This is a genomic window from Selenomonas sp. KH1T6, assembly GCF_900108415.1.
Lineage (GTDB): Bacteria > Bacillota > Negativicutes > Selenomonadales > Selenomonadaceae > Selenomonas_B > Selenomonas_B ruminantium_A.
Map to the genome: position 1 here is coordinate 31,281 of NZ_FNWN01000009.1, position 17,982 is coordinate 49,262.

Below are 17,982 nucleotides of genomic sequence, written 5' to 3' on the forward strand. Positions count from 1 at the left end.
GGGTGGTATAATCAAGGCATAGAATTCTTCGAGTAAACGACACTTACTCACAAACAAAAAGAACCCCCAAGGGAGGGCCTAATCTCCCTTGGGGGTCTTTTTGTTTGAGAGGCTAGATTGCTGCTACTCTAACCATTTGCTTACAAGGTGGACAATCAGAGAAGCCACCAAGCTTGCCAACACTGACATCATGAATTCTTCGAACGACACAAAACTCACCTCCTTCCGTAGAATGAAGGGGTAGCGCCTATAGTATAGCATAATAGTGTGTTGTTGTGTCTGTCATGGTTGGATACCTTTCAATTATTTTTGCCTTAAATAAACAAAATGATATTATTGCGCGAAAATAGTGGACAAATTACTGGCAAAGGGGTAAAATTTAACTATGAATTGGGATAAATTAAGATGAAATCCCAGCCTGGAGTTACCCATAAGGGAGGCAGTGCTACATGAACATCCATGAGTATCAGAGCAAGCAGATTCTGAAGTCCTACGGCGTAAAGGTGCCGGAAGGGCTGCCGGCCTTTTCCGTGGAAGAGGCGGTGGAGAATGCCAAGAAACTGGGCACCCCTGTGTGCGTGGTGAAGGCCCAGATCCATGCCGGCGGCCGCGGCAAAGCAGGCGGCGTCAAGGTGGCAAAATCTCTGGACGAGGTCAAGACCTACGCTTCCGAGATTCTGGGCAAGGTGCTGGTGACCCACCAGACCGGCCCCGAGGGCAAGAAAGTAAACCGTCTCCTCATCGAGGCTGGAGCAGATATCAAGAAGGAATATTACCTTTCCTTCGTCATTGACAGGAATACTGCCCGCGTGGTGATGATGGCTTCCACCGAGGGCGGCATGGAAATCGAGAAGGTGGCCGCTGAGACCCCGGAGAAGATTTTCAAGGAAACCATTGACCCGGCTGTAGGGCTGCTGCCCTTCCAGACCAGCCGCATGGCTTACAAGCTGGGCCTGCCCAAAGAGGCTGTACGCCCGGCCCAGAAGCTTATGGGCTGCCTGTATAATGCCTTCGTAGGCAAGGATTGTTCTTTGGCTGAGATCAACCCCATGGTGCTCACCGGGGACAATGATGTCATGGCCCTTGATGCCAAGCTGAACTTTGACGACAGCGCCCTGTTCCGTCATCCGGATATCGTAGAGCTCCGTGACGAGACCGAGGAAGATCCCAAGGAGCTGGAGGCAGCGGCAGCTGACCTGAACTATGTCAACCTGGGCGGCGACGTGGCCTGCATGGTGAACGGCGCAGGCCTGGCCATGGCTACCGTGGACATCATCAAATACTTCGGCGGCGAGCCGGCCAACTTCCTTGATGTAGGTGGCGACTCCAATCCCGAGAAGATTGCCAAGGCTTTCAACATCATGCTGGAGGGCGGCCAGTCCAAGGGCATTTTTGTGAATATCTTCGGCGGCATCAACCGCTGCGACCAGGTGGCTCAGGGCATACTGGAGGCTGCCAAGATCATCTCCCCGGACGGCAAGAGCCTGCCGGTGCCTGTAGTGGTGCGCTTGGAGGGCACCAATGCCGCTCAGGGTCGTGAAATCCTCAAGAATACGCCCATTGAGAACGTCATCATGGCCCCCACCATGGAGGGCGGCGCAGAGACGATTGTCAAGCTGGTCAAAGAAGCACAGGCGTGAGCAGGGGAGGCCTATATCATGGGAGTTTTAGTAAATAAAGATACAAAAGTCATCGTTCAGGGCATTACCGGCAAGCAGGCTGCGTTCCACACCCGCCAGATGCTGGACTACGGCACGAAAATCGTAGGCGGCGTCACCCCGGGCAAGGCCGGCCAGGAAGTGGAGGGCGTGCCCGTCTTCAATACGGTGCAGGATGCTGTGGAGGCTACGGGGGCAACTGCTTCCGTCATCTATGTGCCTGCCCGCTTCGCTGCTGACTCCATCATGGAGGGCGTAGACGCAGGCCTTGACCTGGTGGTCTGCATCACCGAGCACATTCCCGTGGAGGACATGGTGAAAGTCCGCCGCTACATGGAGGGCAAGAAGACCCGCCTCATCGGCCCCAACTGCCCCGGCATCCTCACCACTGACGAAGCCAAGCTGGGCATCATTCCCGGCAATATCCAGAAGAAAGGCCATGTAGGTCTGGTTTCCCGCTCCGGAACCCTCACCTACGAGGCTGCCTTCCAGCTCATGAACGCCGGCATCGGCGTCACCACTGCCATCGGCATCGGCGGCGACCCGGTGAAGGGCACTGACTTCATTGACGCCCTGGCCCTCTTCAAGGAGGACCCCGAGACCAAGGCTGTGCTGATGATTGGCGAAATCGGCGGCAACGCTGAGGAGACTGCTGCTGAGTGGATCAAGGCCAATATGCCGGACAAGCCGGTGACTGCCTTCATCTCTGGCCGTCAGGCGCCTCCGGGCAAGCGCATGGGCCACGCCGGCGCCATCATCTCCGGCGGCAAGGGCACCGCTGCTGACAAGATCAAGGCCCTCAACGAAGTGGGCATCGAGGTGGCAGACACTGTAGCCCATATCGGTGATACGGTAGTGGAAACCTTGAAGAAGGCTGGCATCTACGAGGAGTGCCATACCTGCTAAGTTCATAAAAGTGAGAGCCGTTGCGGATGCAGCGGCTCTTTTGCCGTGGAAGCTCAGTCCTCGAGATATCTTTGACGTACGAAAAAGCCCTGCCACACTAGGTGTGACAGGGCTTGCAATTTCAAATGGTGACCCAGGAGGGACTCGAACCCCCGACCCTTTGATTCGTAGTCAAATACTCTAATCCAGCTGAGCTACTGAGTCATGATGGCTATTTGAAGTTATCTATCCTTATGGAAAACTCATCCCTTAAGAACACAAATAATTATATATCAGTGACAAGGACGTGTCAACAGTTTTTTCATATTTAACTGGAATTATTTGTGGTTTTTAGTTATTCGGTACAGCATGGAGTAAAATATGGAAGATTAAAAAAATTAAGACACTAATCTTTCCTCTCCAAGAAGTCTCGACTTTGTCCGAAAGTCCCAGTAAGAGAGATGATTTACTAAAATAGGAGTGGATGATGAAAAGCCCCCTAACGGCTATGGGGGGAGAGCTAGGCCGTTAGGGGGCTTTATGTTGGTGACATTATAGATAGGACTTTTGTCGCAAAATGATAAAAAGGCTTGCCTTGGGGTCGCGGGTAGTGTAAAATCCTCTAATGAAAGCTTAAGGAAACGCTGATAATCGTTTCCTTGATAGCGTGGATGCTGTGTTTAAATGAGAGGTATTATTGATATAGCACATGTGTGCTCTTTGTTTTAGATAGGAGACGTGAAGGAAATGGCTACGCCACAGGAAGTAATCAAGTCTTTTATGCATTCATTGGACAACACCCAGTTAAAAGGTGCTGATGCCGTGAATGAAGCCATAAAAAACTGCTCCGGAGGAAGGTTCTCCGATATGCAGGAATTGATTGATAATTTTATTAGTGATGTCAGCAGTAACGGAGGCGATTATTACGGGGATACGCAAACAGATAGTTTTCTTAGGGACTACTGCGGGATAATTCTTAACAATGATGATACAGGGGCAATTACTGGTTCTGATGCAGGTGGTGCCAAGACTAAAAGTGCCGATATCATTGTGATAGAATCTGGAGAAGTCCAGTCTTATCCAGATGGTGGCAGCAGCACTATTAATGGTCTGACTTTTCATTGGCCGGATAGGAGTACGCTGGACAGCGATGAGCAGGCCATTGTGGATCGCCTTTATAGCTGGTGGACCAGAGGTGCTTTGGACCTTATTCAGGAATCTTTTGGCTTGGACTTTACGGAAGCAGGCACCTCAGTAAAGGACATTTCCCTTAAGTTCTACAATGAGGATGATGATATCCTGGCTGCGGTAAATTATTCCTATTATGAATCTACAGGAAAAACCAATGAGTTGCAATTGAAGGTAAACATGCATTATTACAGCGGCTTTGACCATCAGGATGTGAATGGCGCCTCTGAGGAAACATCCTTTTATCTTGATCGTACTTTAGCGCATGAGTTTGTCCATGCTGTAATGGCTGCCAACATTGACCACTTTTATAAACTGCCTCATTTTGTAAAAGAAGGTCTGGCAGAATTGGTGCATGGCATTGACGATGAACGCACTTACGACATTAAATCGCTGTCCACTAAGGGAAATGCATCATATGTTCGTGAGATGCTGGAAACCGAGTTGGGCAACAATAAAGTAAAATATTTGGATGCCTATGCTGGCGGTTATATGCTGTTTCGTTATTTGGCTAAGCAGGCAGGGGCGCCGGAGGGTATTTCCTATAATGATAACAGGTCAGTTGTCAGTATAACAGCACCTTTCACGGGTATATGGGATGCCAAGGATTATACTGACACTGTGCGTACTGTAGATGCATCCCAGACAGATAACAACATAACCATTAAGGCTGGCCAATATGATAATTTGATTGAAGCAGGCTGCAATGGCAGTGATATTTACGGTCAGGGCGGCAATGACACTATATATGCTGGTGCTGGCAAGGATGTCATTTGGTATGGTGCCGGTGATGGTGAGGATACCATCTACAATTTCAAGAGCGGCCAGGATGTCCTGCAGTTCTACGATGATGCTCAAATTGTGAGTGTGGCCACTTCTGGTACCAATGTAACTCTGGAATCTGATAATGGCTCAGTAACACTGATGGGGAAAACCAATCAGCGGGTCAATATTGTTGATGCTGATGGCAAGAACAGGTCGTATTATTTTGGCCGTCAGGATAAGGCCAATACTTTTGTCTATGGTGCCAATAAACGTTATTACGGCAGTGCTGAATATAGTGATACACTGCGGGTAAATACCGGGGCCAAGGTCTCTCTGGAGAACACTACGCTGTACCACGATATTGATAATCTGGATGCCAGAAAGTCAAAGAAAGCTGTGAAGCTCACCGGTGGGGTGAAGGTTTCCAAGCTGTATGGCAGTGCGCAGAAGGACACCCTGGTGGCTGGCAGTGGCGGAGCTTCCCTGATCGGCGGCAAGGGCAATGACTTGCTTTATGGTGGCATTGGCGCAGATAAGATCTATTGGGGAGCCGGCCTGGGCAATGATACTCTTTATAGGTACGATAGCGAAAAAGATATTATTGTGTTAAGCGCAGGTCGTCTGAAGAGCGGCAAGGCTTCTGGCTCTGATGTAATACTGACTTCTACTTCTGGCAATACGCTCAGAATTAAAAATGCTGTCAATAAGGAAATTGTGGTGGCGGATACTAAGGGTAATGTGACTAGAATTACTTACATTCCTTCAGGCGTCACCTATGATGACGATAAAACTACCGCCATTATCAAAGCTCCTTTTAAGGGGACTTGGGATGCAGAGTCTTATGAAGACACTGTGCTTACGGTAGATGCTTCTAAGGAGACCTATAATATTGCCATTATGGCTGGCAACAATGATAATACCATCAAAGCTGGCAAGAAGGGCAGTAATATCTATGGCCAGGGTGGCGATGACATCATATATGGTGGTGCCGGCAAGGATGTCTTCTGGTACGGCGATGGTGATGGCGCAGATACCATTCACAATTTCCAAAGCGGCAAGGATGTGCTGCACTTTTATAACGAGGCATATCTGGGCAGTGTTGCAACCGTTGGTACTGATGTTGTCCTGGGATCTGACACTGGCTCGGTGGAACTGGTGGGCAAGACTAATCAGCGGGTAGATATTACGGGTGCTGACGGTAATACTGCGGCTTATTATTTTGGACGTCAGGATAAAGCCAACACTTTTGTTTACGGAGCTAATAACCGTTACTATGGCAGTACTAAATATAAAGACACGCTGCAGATAAAAACAGGGGCAACGGTTTCTCTGGGGAATACTGAATTGTATCACGCTATTGATACTTTGGACGCCAGACTTTCCAAGAAGGCTGTTAAGCTGACCGGTGGGTCTAAAGCCTCCAAGTTGTATGGCAGCGCAAAGAATGATACCTTGAAGGCCGGACGTGGCGGGGCCTCTCTTATTGGTGGCATGGGCAATGATAAGCTCTATGGCAACAAGGGGCGTGATAAGTTCTATTGGGGTGCCGACCTGGGCAATGATACGATTTATAACTATACCAGTGGCAAGGATGTCGTGGTCTTCAGTGCTGGAAGCCTGGATAGTGGCGAGGTTTCCGGAGAGGATGTTATTCTTACATCCAATACAGGCAATACCCTCACGATTAAAAAAGCTGTTGACAAGGTGATTACCATTCAGGGAACGGATGGGAAAAAGGTGGAGAAAACTTATACAACGACTTCTTTGCCTTCCGGCGTTACTTACGACAGCAAGACTTTAACTGTGAAGCTCAGCATGGGCACCATTGAGGAATTTTACCTTGTGGACAATGATGTGGTATTCAAGAGTACTATGGGCAATATACGCCTTGCCAATACTGAGGACAAGATATTGAGTGTAGTCGATGGAAATGGGGTAAAAGCTACATATAAGGTTGCTGGCAATATTCCTGATGGGGATGGCGTGTCCTATAATGCTGATGGGACGGAAGTAATTCTTGGGGAGAACACATCCGTTAATTATAGTTTTAGAATAAGCGACTATGGAAATGATGTTCGTATGTGTAATGCTACAGCCTATAAAGGCGATCATTATACTATTTGGGGGAGCTCCTATGATGATGTGCTTATTGCTGGTAGCGGAGATATGGACCTATGTGGATGGTCTGGCAATTATAAGCTTTACGGTGGTGCTGGCAAGAATGATTTCTTGTGGGGGAATATATATGGCGATGGTGTTGTATACAACTATACTAAGGGACAGGATAGAATATATTTGTATGATGGTGGAATTGACGGCTGTACGGTATCTGGCAACGATGTGATTTTAAAAAGCGGTACTGCAACTTTGACTGTGAAGGATGCTAAACCTAGGGATATCACGGTAGATAGTATCGATTTTGGTGAAATTAACTTAGATGACTTTGTTTTGTGGAATGAAAATCAGTATCGCAGTTCCGAGCTTGCATTGAAGAAGGCTGAGTTATCGGATGTTACTATCCTAGATGATAGTGGCAATAAAGTGACAAATTGGCAGGAATCTGCGACCTTGTCCGAGAAGGTTGCTTCTGCAGAAAGCGCTTCCTTGTACTTTGATGATGAAGCATCTTATGTTGATTCTGACAGCAGGAGACTGGAAGCTGTTTCCCAGAGCCAGGCGGCCGTGGCTTCTTCAAATTATGTTCAGGATATGGGAGCTCTTTACGAAGAAAATGCTTATGCATCTACAGGGACGCTTTTTGCAGGTAATGTTACGGCTGTCCCAGGAGTCTCGCCCATCGAGGAAACTGCAGCCTTTTCAACCAGTAATGCAAAAAGTGATGATTCACTTAACCACAAATAAATGATGCAAGACACCCCCTAACTTGCACTGCCCGTATAGCTAATGAAAAAAGTAGACGCCTCCATCAGCCTGAGTTTTTAGGTTGATGGAGGCATTTTTGCATACAGTGGGATGAGAGCTTAAGGAAAAGGCTGTTTTGTATATGAAAAATAAGTGAAATTTGATGCAATCATAAAAAAACATAAAAATTTAAGAATGGTGCTTAATTTAACGATAATATTTTATAACGTTAAGGTGGAATATACTCATAAATGATAGCTTAAATGGATAAATGTTATTTATTAAACTATAAATAACAACGAACGTTTTATCTTATCAAAGGAAGGTGCTTCTTGTACAGGATGGTGTAGCTCATCGTCTATCTGGAGGGGGTAATTATCATGGCATTGACGCTTGAAGATTATATAGTTTATTACGGAAGTGGCGATGCGGACCTGATCTTTAATAATGGTATTGGTGCGACCATTAAGGGCGGTGCGGGAGATGACAGTATTTATAATTTTGGGTCAGGCGTTGTAGTCTATGGTGAAGAAGGTAATGATAATATAGAAAATAGCAAAGAATCCACTAATGTCACTTTAAAAGGTGGCACTGGCAATGATAATCTTAGAAATTATGGCGACTATGTCCTGATAGATGGCGAGAAAGACGATGATTCCATATATAACGAGGGAAACAAGGTAACAATAGTCGCTGGAGCAGGGAAGGATTCTGTTATAAATTTTGGAAACGGGGCTTCAATTAATGCCGTGAATGACGGTACTTACATATATAACCATAGAGAGACAGAAATGGTAACAATAACTTCTGATATGGGAAATGATTCTGTTACCAATTTTGGTAATAAGGCACGGATCAATGCGGGGCTTGGAATAGATTACGTTTACAATGAAGGGGAAAGCGTGCGTATTAGTGTTGGAGGCGGGGATGATTCTGTCGTAAATAATGGAGTCAAGGCCAGTATATATGGGGGAGAAGGAGCGGATTGTATCAATAATGCTGAGGCACGCACGGTGATAGATGCTGGGAAGGGTAACGATATTATCCATAATTCGGACGGTGGAATAAGGGCGAAGATAAAGTCCGGCGCAGGGGATGATACTGTCCTGAATTCCGGGGCGAAATCGGTAATCGATGCCGGAAGCGGCAGGGATGATATTGTTAATTTTGGCGAAGGCACAAATGTTACCATCAAGGCAGGTTCAGGCGATGATTCCATTATAAATTACGGAGTGAAATCATCCATAGATGGCGGCACTGGAAATGATTACATTTCCAATGGTGCCAACAATGTAACCATCATCGGTGGTGCAGGCAATGATTCTATCAATTGCCTTGCTATGAAAGTTTTGGTGGATATGGGGGCTGGTGATGATTCTATTTTTGCTGGCACTGGCCAAGTTACAGTGCATTCCGGGAGCGGCAATGATACCATTCGCATAAGCGGAGATGAAAATGACTGCCCTGTTATTTATGCTGAAGGTGGGAAGAAAATCATCAGTTTGGGCTACAATATGAAAAAGGCCAAGATTTTTGGCAGTGATGGTGCTGAAGAAATCAAATTTGATGAATCTTACTTCTACACCTCAAATATAGAGAGTATGACCTTGAAGGGCGGCAAAGGTGATGATACCTTATATGGCTCCAAGGCGCGGGATATATTCCAGTATACAAGCGGTGATGGAAATGATGTTATTGAAAATTACAGTGCTGAGGACGCGATTCAGCTGAAATCAGGGAAGGTGGACGGCTATTCCTTTGAAGGCAGTGATTTGGTGCTGAAGGTAGGGGACGGCAGTATTACCTTGAAAAACATGACCAATCACAACATAAATATTATGGACAAGAAGGGCAAAGTTACCACAAAATATTATGGCACGGGTTATTCTCCTTTGGCTGTCATACAAAACTGCGTGCGGACTCTGAGTGAATCCCCCCTGGAAGGCCTTGAGGCTCGGGAAGAGGCTGTGAAGGCGTGTTCTTCCTACAAGAGCGTTGATGATCTATTAAACAAACTATTTGCTGACTGCAAGGCTGCCGGAAATGCGGAGACTTTTTTGCAAAAATATTGCGGAATCATTTTTGCCAATGGGGACACGGGGGCTATCACAGGCTGGGAAGCCGGCAACCCGGAAGCCGCCGGCATAAGCGAGCTTATGCCCAAAAATGGGGCAGCGGTATATCCTGCGGAAACAACCTTTACTAAACGCGGCCTTACTGTGACTGTGCCCAAGAAGTCCACCTTGACGGAAAAAGAACAGCAGGTTGTACAGGCTGTGTATTCATGGTGGCTGGATGACGCTTTGAATTTGATTGAAAAGTCCTATGGCATCTCCTTTGAGGACAATCCAACTTCTATTGCCCTGACTTTTTATAATGACCCGGATTCGCAGACTTTAGGGGTTACCAGATGGGGGACGATCGGGCTGAATTTGGCTTACGCCGATTTTACTGCATCAGATAAAAGTGGCGGAGGGATGGATGCTGTTTTGGCCCATGAGCTCACCCATGTTGCCCAAAACACCTTTGGACAGATGGGCAATGCTTCCCCGGCAGTGGTGGAGGGGATGGCTGATCTCACTGCAGGCCGGGAAGATGATGTAAGGTGGGCCCTTGAGTATCTGGCAGACAATCCAGCGAAGCTATTGCAGTATATTTATGGTTCTGCGTCTGATAATGCGACTGATATTTGCAATTATGCAGCAGGGTTTATTTTATGGCGTTACCTGGCTAAGCAGGCTGCTGATTCCTACGATGTCACCCAGGCGCACGCCTGGGATGACAGTGTGAAGATAAGCGGATCATCCGCAAATGATTTGCTGGCAGTCAGAGGGGCTAAAGTAACCCTGGCTGGCGGCGATGGTATGGATACGCTGACGGCCTACGGGGAAGGCGACAGCCTCAGCGGCGGCGTGGGCAATGATTATCTTTTTGCCGGAGCAAGTGCCAGCAAAGCGGTGCTGGATGGTGGTGCTGGAGAAGATATCTTAAAAGCAGTAGGTGACAAATCTACTTTATATGGTGGGGCTGGGAGCGACACCATTTATCTGGAGGGCTCAGGCGGGGTGGTCCGTTATGTAAATGGTGATGGCAGCGATGTAGTCTTTGGCTACAAATATGCGAAGGATACTATCCAGCTCGAATCAGTAAAATCCTATTCGGTGACTGCCAGTGGCAATGATGCTGTCCTGAAGGTTGGCTCAGATAGCATTCTTTTAAAAGATGCTAAGGATGAAGCATTAAAGCTTAGTATCTATGGTACCAGTGGTTCCAATAAGCTTAAAGCAGTAAGCACTGGAACTAAACTTTACGGGCTGGGTGGCAAGGATACCCTGATAGGCGGCAAAGGAAAGGATTATCTTGATGGAGGTACCGGCAATGACTGTCTGCGCGGTGGCACAGGGGCAGATACCTTGGTAGGAGGCACCGGCAACGATACGTTCCTTTATGCGTCAGGTGATGGGAAAGACATTATCAAAGATTACGAGGCAGGAAAAGATGTAATTAAGCTTACGAAGGGCACAATTACTGGCAAGAAAGCCAGTGGCAAAGATGTTATCCTGACGGTAGGTAGTGGCTCCATGACCTTGAAAAATGCCGTGGGTAAGAAAATTACGGTGGCAGATGCCAATGGCAATAAGTCAACCCTTGACCCCATAGTAAATAATCTGCCCAATAACGCCAGTTTTACGGACACCAAGCAGACCAAGGTTAGTCTGGCTGCGGGATACTCAGGCACCTTTAACGCTGAATTGTATGCAACGGGTATAAAGACCGTAGATGCAACGAAAACTGAAAAGGGCCTCACGATCTACGGTAATGCAAATGCCAATACGCTGAAAGCAGGGAAGGTTGGCTCGAAACTGTACGGACAGGATGGCAAGGACAGCCTATATGGCGGTGTCGGCAAGGATACACTGTCTGGCGGCAGTGGAAATGATCTGCTAAAAGGTGGCAAAGGGAATGACAGCCTGAGCGGCGGTGACGGAAATGATTCCCTGTACGGCGGAACTGGGACTGATACCCTGGTCGGTGGTGCAGGAAATGATACCTTCTTTTATGCAACGGGAGATGGCAAAGATATCATTCGTGATTATGAAACTGGCAAAGATGTGGTTAAAATCACAAAAGGCGCCATCACCGGGCATGAGCTTAGTGGCAAGGATGTAATCCTGACCGTAGGCACCGGCTCCATGACACTGAAGAATGCCATAGGCAAGAAAATCACGGTGATAGATGCTAGTGGCAATAAGTCAACTACTGCTCCTTTGGTAAATGATTTGCCAGATAATACCAAGTATACGGACACCAAGCAGACCAAGGTGAGCCTGGCCTCGGCCTATGCTTCCACCAGCTTCGATGCTGGCCTGTATGCTACGAGTATCAAGAAGATATATGCTACGAAAACAACCAAGAGACTCACTATTTATGGCAATGACAACAACAATGTCATTAAGGCAGGCAGCAAAGGTTCCAAGCTCTACGGCCAGGATGGTAACGACAGCCTGGTGGGGGGCAAAGGTCATGACTGTCTCTACGGCGGTGTTGGCAAGGACACCCTTTCTGGTGGAGCCGGCAATGATACCCTCGGTGGAGGCAAGAACAACGACACTCTCTATGGCGGCACTGGCAAAGATGTCTTCCTTTATTACGACGGTGACGGCGATGATGTGATCTTATCCTACACAGGTGATCAGGCCATCAAGGTTATGTCCGGTAATGTGGATGACATGTACGCCAGCCAGATACATTCCCTGGCCGGAGCCGGTTGTGTGCAGGATGTGATACTGACCGTTGGGACTGGGAGCATGACACTGAAAGATATGGGCTGTAATTCCTCTTTTAGTGTTATAGATGCGAATGATAAAAGGACAAGTTATGGTGTGGCAACGCTGGAGAAGAGAAATATTTAACAGGTGTATGTTTGAGTTTGAAAAAGACATCTGCTAAGAGGAATGCTTTCTAAGGAAAGGGGTTAAGGAGATGGCTACGCAGCAGGATGTTATTAAGGCCTTTATGCGTTCTCTGGATAACACTACTTTGTCTGGTGCTGATGCTTTGGATGAAGCTATAAGAAACTCATCCGGGGGCAGGTTCTCCGATATGCAGGATTTGATTGACAGCTTTATTAGTGATGTGCAGAATTATGGCGGGAACTATACCTATTATGATTCCCAAACCGAAAAATTCTTGAAGGATTACTGTGGGATAATTCTGGGAAATGATGATACGGGGGCAATTTCCGGCTCCGATGCGGGTGGCACCGTGACAAAAACTGCTGAAAGCATTGTGGTGGAATCAGGCTCCCTTTTATCCTATCCCAGTGGCGGCAGCACTACCATCAACGGACTGACTTTTCATTGGCCGGACAGGAGCAGTCTTGGCAGTGATGAACAGGCCGTTGCGGACCGCATCTACAGCTGGTGGGCCAAGGGGGCCTTGGAGCTTATTCAGGAATCTTTCGGTCTGAATTTTATGGAGGCAGGCACGTCGGTAAAGGAGATTTCGATAGAGTTCTATACCAATGCAAATGAGTCTATTTTGGCTTCTGTAAACCATAGGTACTCTTCATATACAGGTAAAGCAACTAGGTTGACACTGAGCGTAAATATGTATTATTATGCTGGCTTCAACAGGCAGGATGTGAATGGTGCTGCCAGTAATACTTCTTTTTACCTTGATCGCACTTTAGCGCATGAATTTGTTCATGCTGTTATGGCTGCGAATATTGATCATTTTCACAATTTGCCTAAGTTTGTCAAGGAAGGTCTGGCGGAGCTGGTTCACGGCATTGATGATGAACGCACTTCGAGAATCCGCAAGCTGGCAACGAACAGCATGGTGGATTACTTGAAGAGCATGTTCACCATCCGTGGCACTTATTATGACTGCGGGAGTGATTCCTATGCCGGCGGCTATATGTTGTTTCGCTATTTGGCCAAGCAGGCTGCTAACTCTGATGTGGTGGAACTGCCCAGTGGTGTTTACTACAATGCTGATAAGACTGCTGTTACCATAGTAGCGCCCTTCGTCGGTATCTGGGATGCCCTGGATTATGCTTATACTGTGCAATTGGTGGATGCCTCCCAGGAAACTAACAATATTACCATCAAGGCAGGAAGTAATGATAGTACCATCAAGGCTGGTCTTAATGGCAGCGATATTTACGGTCAGGGTGGCGATGATACTATTTACGGCGGCGCAGGGAAAGATGTTATCTGGTATGGCACTGGTGACGGTGCGGATATCATTTATGATTTCCAGAGTGGCACTGATGTCCTCCACTTTTACAATTCGGCGCAGCTTGATAGTGTTGCTACTTCCGGTACCGATGTTCTCCTGACTGTTGGCAATGGCTCAGTGAAGCTGGTTGGCATGACCAATCAGCGGGTAGATATTACGGATGCAGGTGGGAATAATGCAGCTTATTATTTTGGCCGGCAGGGTGCAGATAACATCTTTACTTATGAAGCTGGCAGCCACTATTATGGCAGCCTGATACATACGGACAGGCTGAAGATAAATTCTGCGGCTACGGTCTCTTTGGCTGATACCGAGTTGTACCATAATATTGATATAGTGGATGCCACTGGCTCCAATGAGGCAGTGAACCTCACTGGCGGTGCCAGGCATACGGTGTTATATGGTGGGACTCAAAATGATACCCTGACAGCCGGACCTGGAGATGCAGCCCTGCTGGGTGGACCGGGGGATGATATTTACTATGGAAGCAGCGGAATAGATGCATTCTGGTGGGGGGCTTACCCTGGCAACGATGTGGTTTACGGCTATGAAAGCGGCAAGGATGTCATCTCATTCGAGGAGGGAGAACTGGAGAGTGGTACGGTAGTCGGCAATGATGTGGTCCTGACTTCCAATACCGGCAGTGTAATTACCATAAAAGATGCCCGTGGTAAGGTTATCGTGATGGAGAATGCCGATGGCACCATCACCACCCAGAAGGTCTATGATCTAACTGGCGTCACTTACAATTACGACAAGACAGCCGTAACCATCGAAGATCCATTTGAGGGAACCTGGGATGCGCAGGATTATGCCTCTACTGTGCGTACGGTGGACGCTTCCCAGGCAACCAATAGCATTACCATTAAGGCGGGAGAATATAATAACATCATCAAAGCCGGCGTGAATGGCACGAATATTTACGGACAGGGCGGTAATGATATCATTTACGGCGGCGCCGGGAAGGATGTTTTCTGGTACGGCAATGGTGATGGGCATGATGTCATCTGCGATTTTCAGAGTAGCACTGATATTCTGTGCTTTTACGATACGGCCCAACTGGACAGTGTCACGACTGATGGTACTAATGTGATCCTGAAATCCGGTAATGGGTCGGTGACATTGACGGATAGGACCAACAAGCGGATATATATTACGGATACAGACGGGAAGAACATGGGCTATTATTTCGGCCGCCAGGATAAGGCCAATACCTTTGTCTATGCCGCCAACCGTATTTATTATGGCAGTGTCGGATATAGAGATACCCTGCAGGTAAATAAGGGGGCCACAGTGTCCCTGGCTAATACCACCCTGTATCATGATATTGACATTTTGGATGCCAGAAAGTCGAAGAAGGCCGTGAAACTTTACGGTGGGACACAGGCCTCCAAGTTGTACGGCAGTGCACAAAATGACAAACTGACGGCTGGCAGCGGCGGTGCTTCTCTTATCGGCGGCAAGGGGAATGATACCCTCTACGGTGGTGCAGGTACGGATAAATTTTATTGGGGCTCAGGTTGGGGGGATGATGTCGTTTATAATTATGAAATCAGTAAAGATATCATCGCCTTTAGTTCAGGCAGCCTGAAGAGTGGCAAGGTATCTGGCTCCGATGTGATATTGACTTCCAGTGGCGGTAATACTATCAAGATAAAAAATGCTGCCAATAAGGAAATTGTGGTGGCAAATACCAAGGGCACCCAGACCAGGAAGACGTATCTTTCTCCTGGTGTAACTTATAATACCGCTAAAACTAAAGCCATCATTAAGGCTCCTTACAGCGGCACCTGGGATGCTGCCAAATTTGCTGACAGCATACGCACTATTGATGCATCAAAAGAAACCAATAAAATTACCATTAAGGCTGGCAATTACAATAACACCATTAAAGCCGGCGGGAACGGCAGCAATATCTACGGCCAGGGAGGTAATGATAAAATCTACGGCGGTGCCAAGAAGGATGTTATCTGGTATGGCACTGGCGATGGTACGGACACTATTTACAATTTCCAGAGCGGCACTGACGTCCTGCGTTTTTACAACGAAGCTCAAATCGATAGTGTGACGACTTCAGGCACCAGCGTGGTTTTGAAATCCGGTACTGGCTCGGTAAAACTGGTGGGGATGACCAACCAGCGGGTAGATATTACGGATAATGCCGGGAAGAACACAATTTATTATTTTGGCCGCCAGGACAAGGCCAATACCTTTGTATATGCTGCTAACCGGAGTTATTATGGCAGTACCAAGTATAAAGATACTCTCCAGATAAATACGGGGGCAACGGTTTCCCTGGCTAATAAAACCTTGTATCATGATATTGATACCCTGGATGCCAGAAACTCCAAGAAAGCTGTGAAACTTACAGGTGGTACGAAGGCCTCGAAATTGTACGGCAGCGCAAAAAGTGACAAACTGGTAGCCGGCAGCGGTGGTGCTTCTCTTATCGGTGGCATGGGCAATGATACGCTCTATGGTGGCAAAGGTAAGGATAAGTTCTATTGGGGTGCTAATCTGGGTAACGATAAGATCTATAACTACACCAGCGGTAAGGATATCTTAGTTTTCAGCGAAGGAAGCCTTGAGAGTGGCATGGTTTCCGGGCAGGATGTAGTACTCACTTCCAACACCGGCAACACGGTTACCATCAAAAAAGCTGCCGGCAAGGCCATTACCATCCAGGGGACCGATGGAGTAAAGGTGGAGAAAATCTACAATGTGCCCACTACTGATACATCACTTCCTGCCGGTGTCACTTATGACAGTAATACACTGACAGTGAAGATCAGCAATGGCACCATTGATAGTTTCTCACTGGAGGGTAATGATGTCATCTTCAAGAGCACGGTGGGCGATATCCGCATTGCCGATGGCAAGGATAAGATCCTTAGTGTGGTAGATGGGGACGGGGTTAAAGCCACTTATAAGGTTGCTGGGAATATCCCCACAGGCACCGAGGCCGCATATAATGATGGTAATACGGAGGTAATCCTGGGGGAGAATACGTACATTAAGTATATATTCGATATAAACGAGGATGTACAAACTGTCCGTACCGGCAATGCCACGGCCTCCAAGAAAGACCATTGTATTCTTTGGGGTAGCATCCATGATGATGTGCTCATTGCTGGCAGCGGAGAGATGGAATTGTATGGAAGCTTTGGCAATGACACGCTTTATGGTGGAAGCGGCAAAAATGATTTCGGCTGGAGTCGCAGCTTTGGGAATGATGTTGTCTACAATTATACGACGGGCCAGGATAGGATTAAGCTGGAATCTAACAGAATTGAGAGTTATACGGTATCTGGTAACGATGTAATCCTAAAAAGTGGCAATGCTACTTTGACTGTGAAAGATGTCAAGCCGGGAGATATTACGGTATACAATGACTTCTCAGATCAGTATGATACCTATTGGTACGATGGAAAACTGCCAGATGGTGTGACTTATGATAGTGCTAAGAACCAGTACATATTAAGCAGCTTCTTTGGCAATAGAAACTACTTGGTAGACATGGCTTCTCTTCCTGATCTGACCGCTTCTTTGGATGCTACAGCTGTAAATAGCTCTCACTTTAGTATTTACGGCGATGAGCGTGACAATACCATTATTGCCAGCCGTGGCGGTGGCTACATTCAAACAGGCAGTGGTTGTGATACGGTGTATTTTGGTGATGGCAGGGATAGTCTTGGTTGGGGTCACTTTTATGGGGCAGAAATTACAGTATATGGCTATAAGAAAGGACAGGATGCTATAGAACTGGGATATGGTGATACTGTAACCCGCTACGAAATCAATGGAAATGACCTGGTTATGTGGAATGAAGGCAGTTATTGGAAATCCAAGCTTACCTTGAAAGATACTCAGTTATCAGATGTTACTGTGTTGGATTCCTACGGCAAGGAAGTGACGGCCTGGCAGCAGAACGCTGCATTGTTAGAAACATCTACTTCCGCTTGCGCAGTAACAACTGAAGAAACGTTAGCTAATGGCAACGAGTCTTTGGCTGTGGCAGAGGAAAAGAAAGAATGCCTGGTAACCTTGAAGGAAGCTGGTATTTCGGAGGATATGGGTTCTGTATCGGCAGACACCACATCTTTGTATTTAGATGATGACAAGACTTATGTTGACCATGACAGCATGTTGATGGAGTCTGTTTCTCAGAATCAGGCTGACCTGGCTGCCCAGAAGCTGGCTCAGGATATGGTGGCCTATTCTAATGAAATGAACTCTGATGCTGCCGGGACACTCTTGGCAGGGAATGTTGTGACAACCCAGGGGCTTGCCCCTGTAGGGGAAAACGGCCCCCTGTATGCAGGTTCCGTGAAGAAGGATGATTTTCTTAGCAGCAAGTGACTGACCTGACAACAAGCGCCCC

At 47.3% G+C, this 17,982-nt stretch carries 5 protein-coding genes and 1 tRNA gene; 5 read left to right on the forward strand and 1 reads right to left on the reverse strand.

Going from position 1 to position 17,982, the window contains the following annotated elements; genetic code table 11:
• Positions 1-449 precede the first annotated feature (449 nt).
• Both sucC and sucD read left to right on the forward strand, forming a co-directional pair.
• Positions 450-1,640 carry an ADP-forming succinate--CoA ligase subunit beta gene (gene sucC / locus BLW59_RS07575; protein WP_074697308.1) on the forward strand — a complete coding sequence of 397 codons (1,191 nt, stop codon included), beginning with the start codon at positions 450-452 and terminating at the stop codon, positions 1,638-1,640.
• Between the two features lie 18 nt (positions 1,641-1,658).
• Positions 1,659-2,564, forward strand: a complete 906-nt coding sequence (gene sucD / locus BLW59_RS07580; protein ID WP_029546301.1) for a succinate--CoA ligase subunit alpha — start codon at positions 1,659-1,661, stop codon at positions 2,562-2,564.
• 126 nt (positions 2,565-2,690) lie between these two features.
• On the opposite strand, the gene BLW59_RS07585 is transcribed toward sucD, so the two are convergent.
• Positions 2,691-2,768, reverse strand: a tRNA-Arg gene (locus BLW59_RS07585).
• Between the two features lie 522 nt (positions 2,769-3,290).
• Between BLW59_RS07585 and BLW59_RS07590 the strand changes: the two genes are divergently transcribed.
• The 3 genes from BLW59_RS07590 (at position 3,291) to BLW59_RS07600 (ending at position 17,960) form a co-directional block, all read left to right on the forward strand.
• Complete coding sequence (locus BLW59_RS07590) at positions 3,291-7,358, forward strand: hypothetical protein (protein WP_074697309.1); 4,068 nt, start codon at positions 3,291-3,293, stop codon at positions 7,356-7,358.
• 380 nt (positions 7,359-7,738) lie between these two features.
• On the forward strand, positions 7,739-12,271 hold the full coding sequence (locus tag BLW59_RS17350; protein WP_074697310.1) for a calcium-binding protein: 4,533 nt from the start codon (positions 7,739-7,741) through the stop codon (positions 12,269-12,271).
• Positions 12,272-12,341: 70 nt separating this feature from the next.
• Complete coding sequence (locus BLW59_RS07600; RefSeq protein WP_074697311.1) at positions 12,342-17,960, forward strand: hypothetical protein; 5,619 nt, start codon at positions 12,342-12,344, stop codon at positions 17,958-17,960.
• Positions 17,961-17,982 lie beyond the last annotated feature (22 nt).

What these genes read in the sequence shown, in the direction of transcription:
- BLW59_RS17350 (WP_074697310.1), top strand. Translation starts at nt 7,739, where the DNA reads ATGGCATTGACGCTTGAAGATTATATAGTTTATTACGGAAGTGGCGAT.
- BLW59_RS07590 (WP_074697309.1), top strand. Translation starts at nt 3,291, where the DNA reads ATGGCTACGCCACAGGAAGTAATCAAGTCTTTTATGCATTCATTGGAC.
- sucD (WP_029546301.1), top strand. Translation starts at nt 1,659, where the DNA reads ATGGGAGTTTTAGTAAATAAAGATACAAAAGTCATCGTTCAGGGCATT.
- BLW59_RS07600 (WP_074697311.1), top strand. Translation starts at nt 12,342, where the DNA reads ATGGCTACGCAGCAGGATGTTATTAAGGCCTTTATGCGTTCTCTGGAT.
- sucC (WP_074697308.1), top strand. Translation starts at nt 450, where the DNA reads ATGAACATCCATGAGTATCAGAGCAAGCAGATTCTGAAGTCCTACGGC.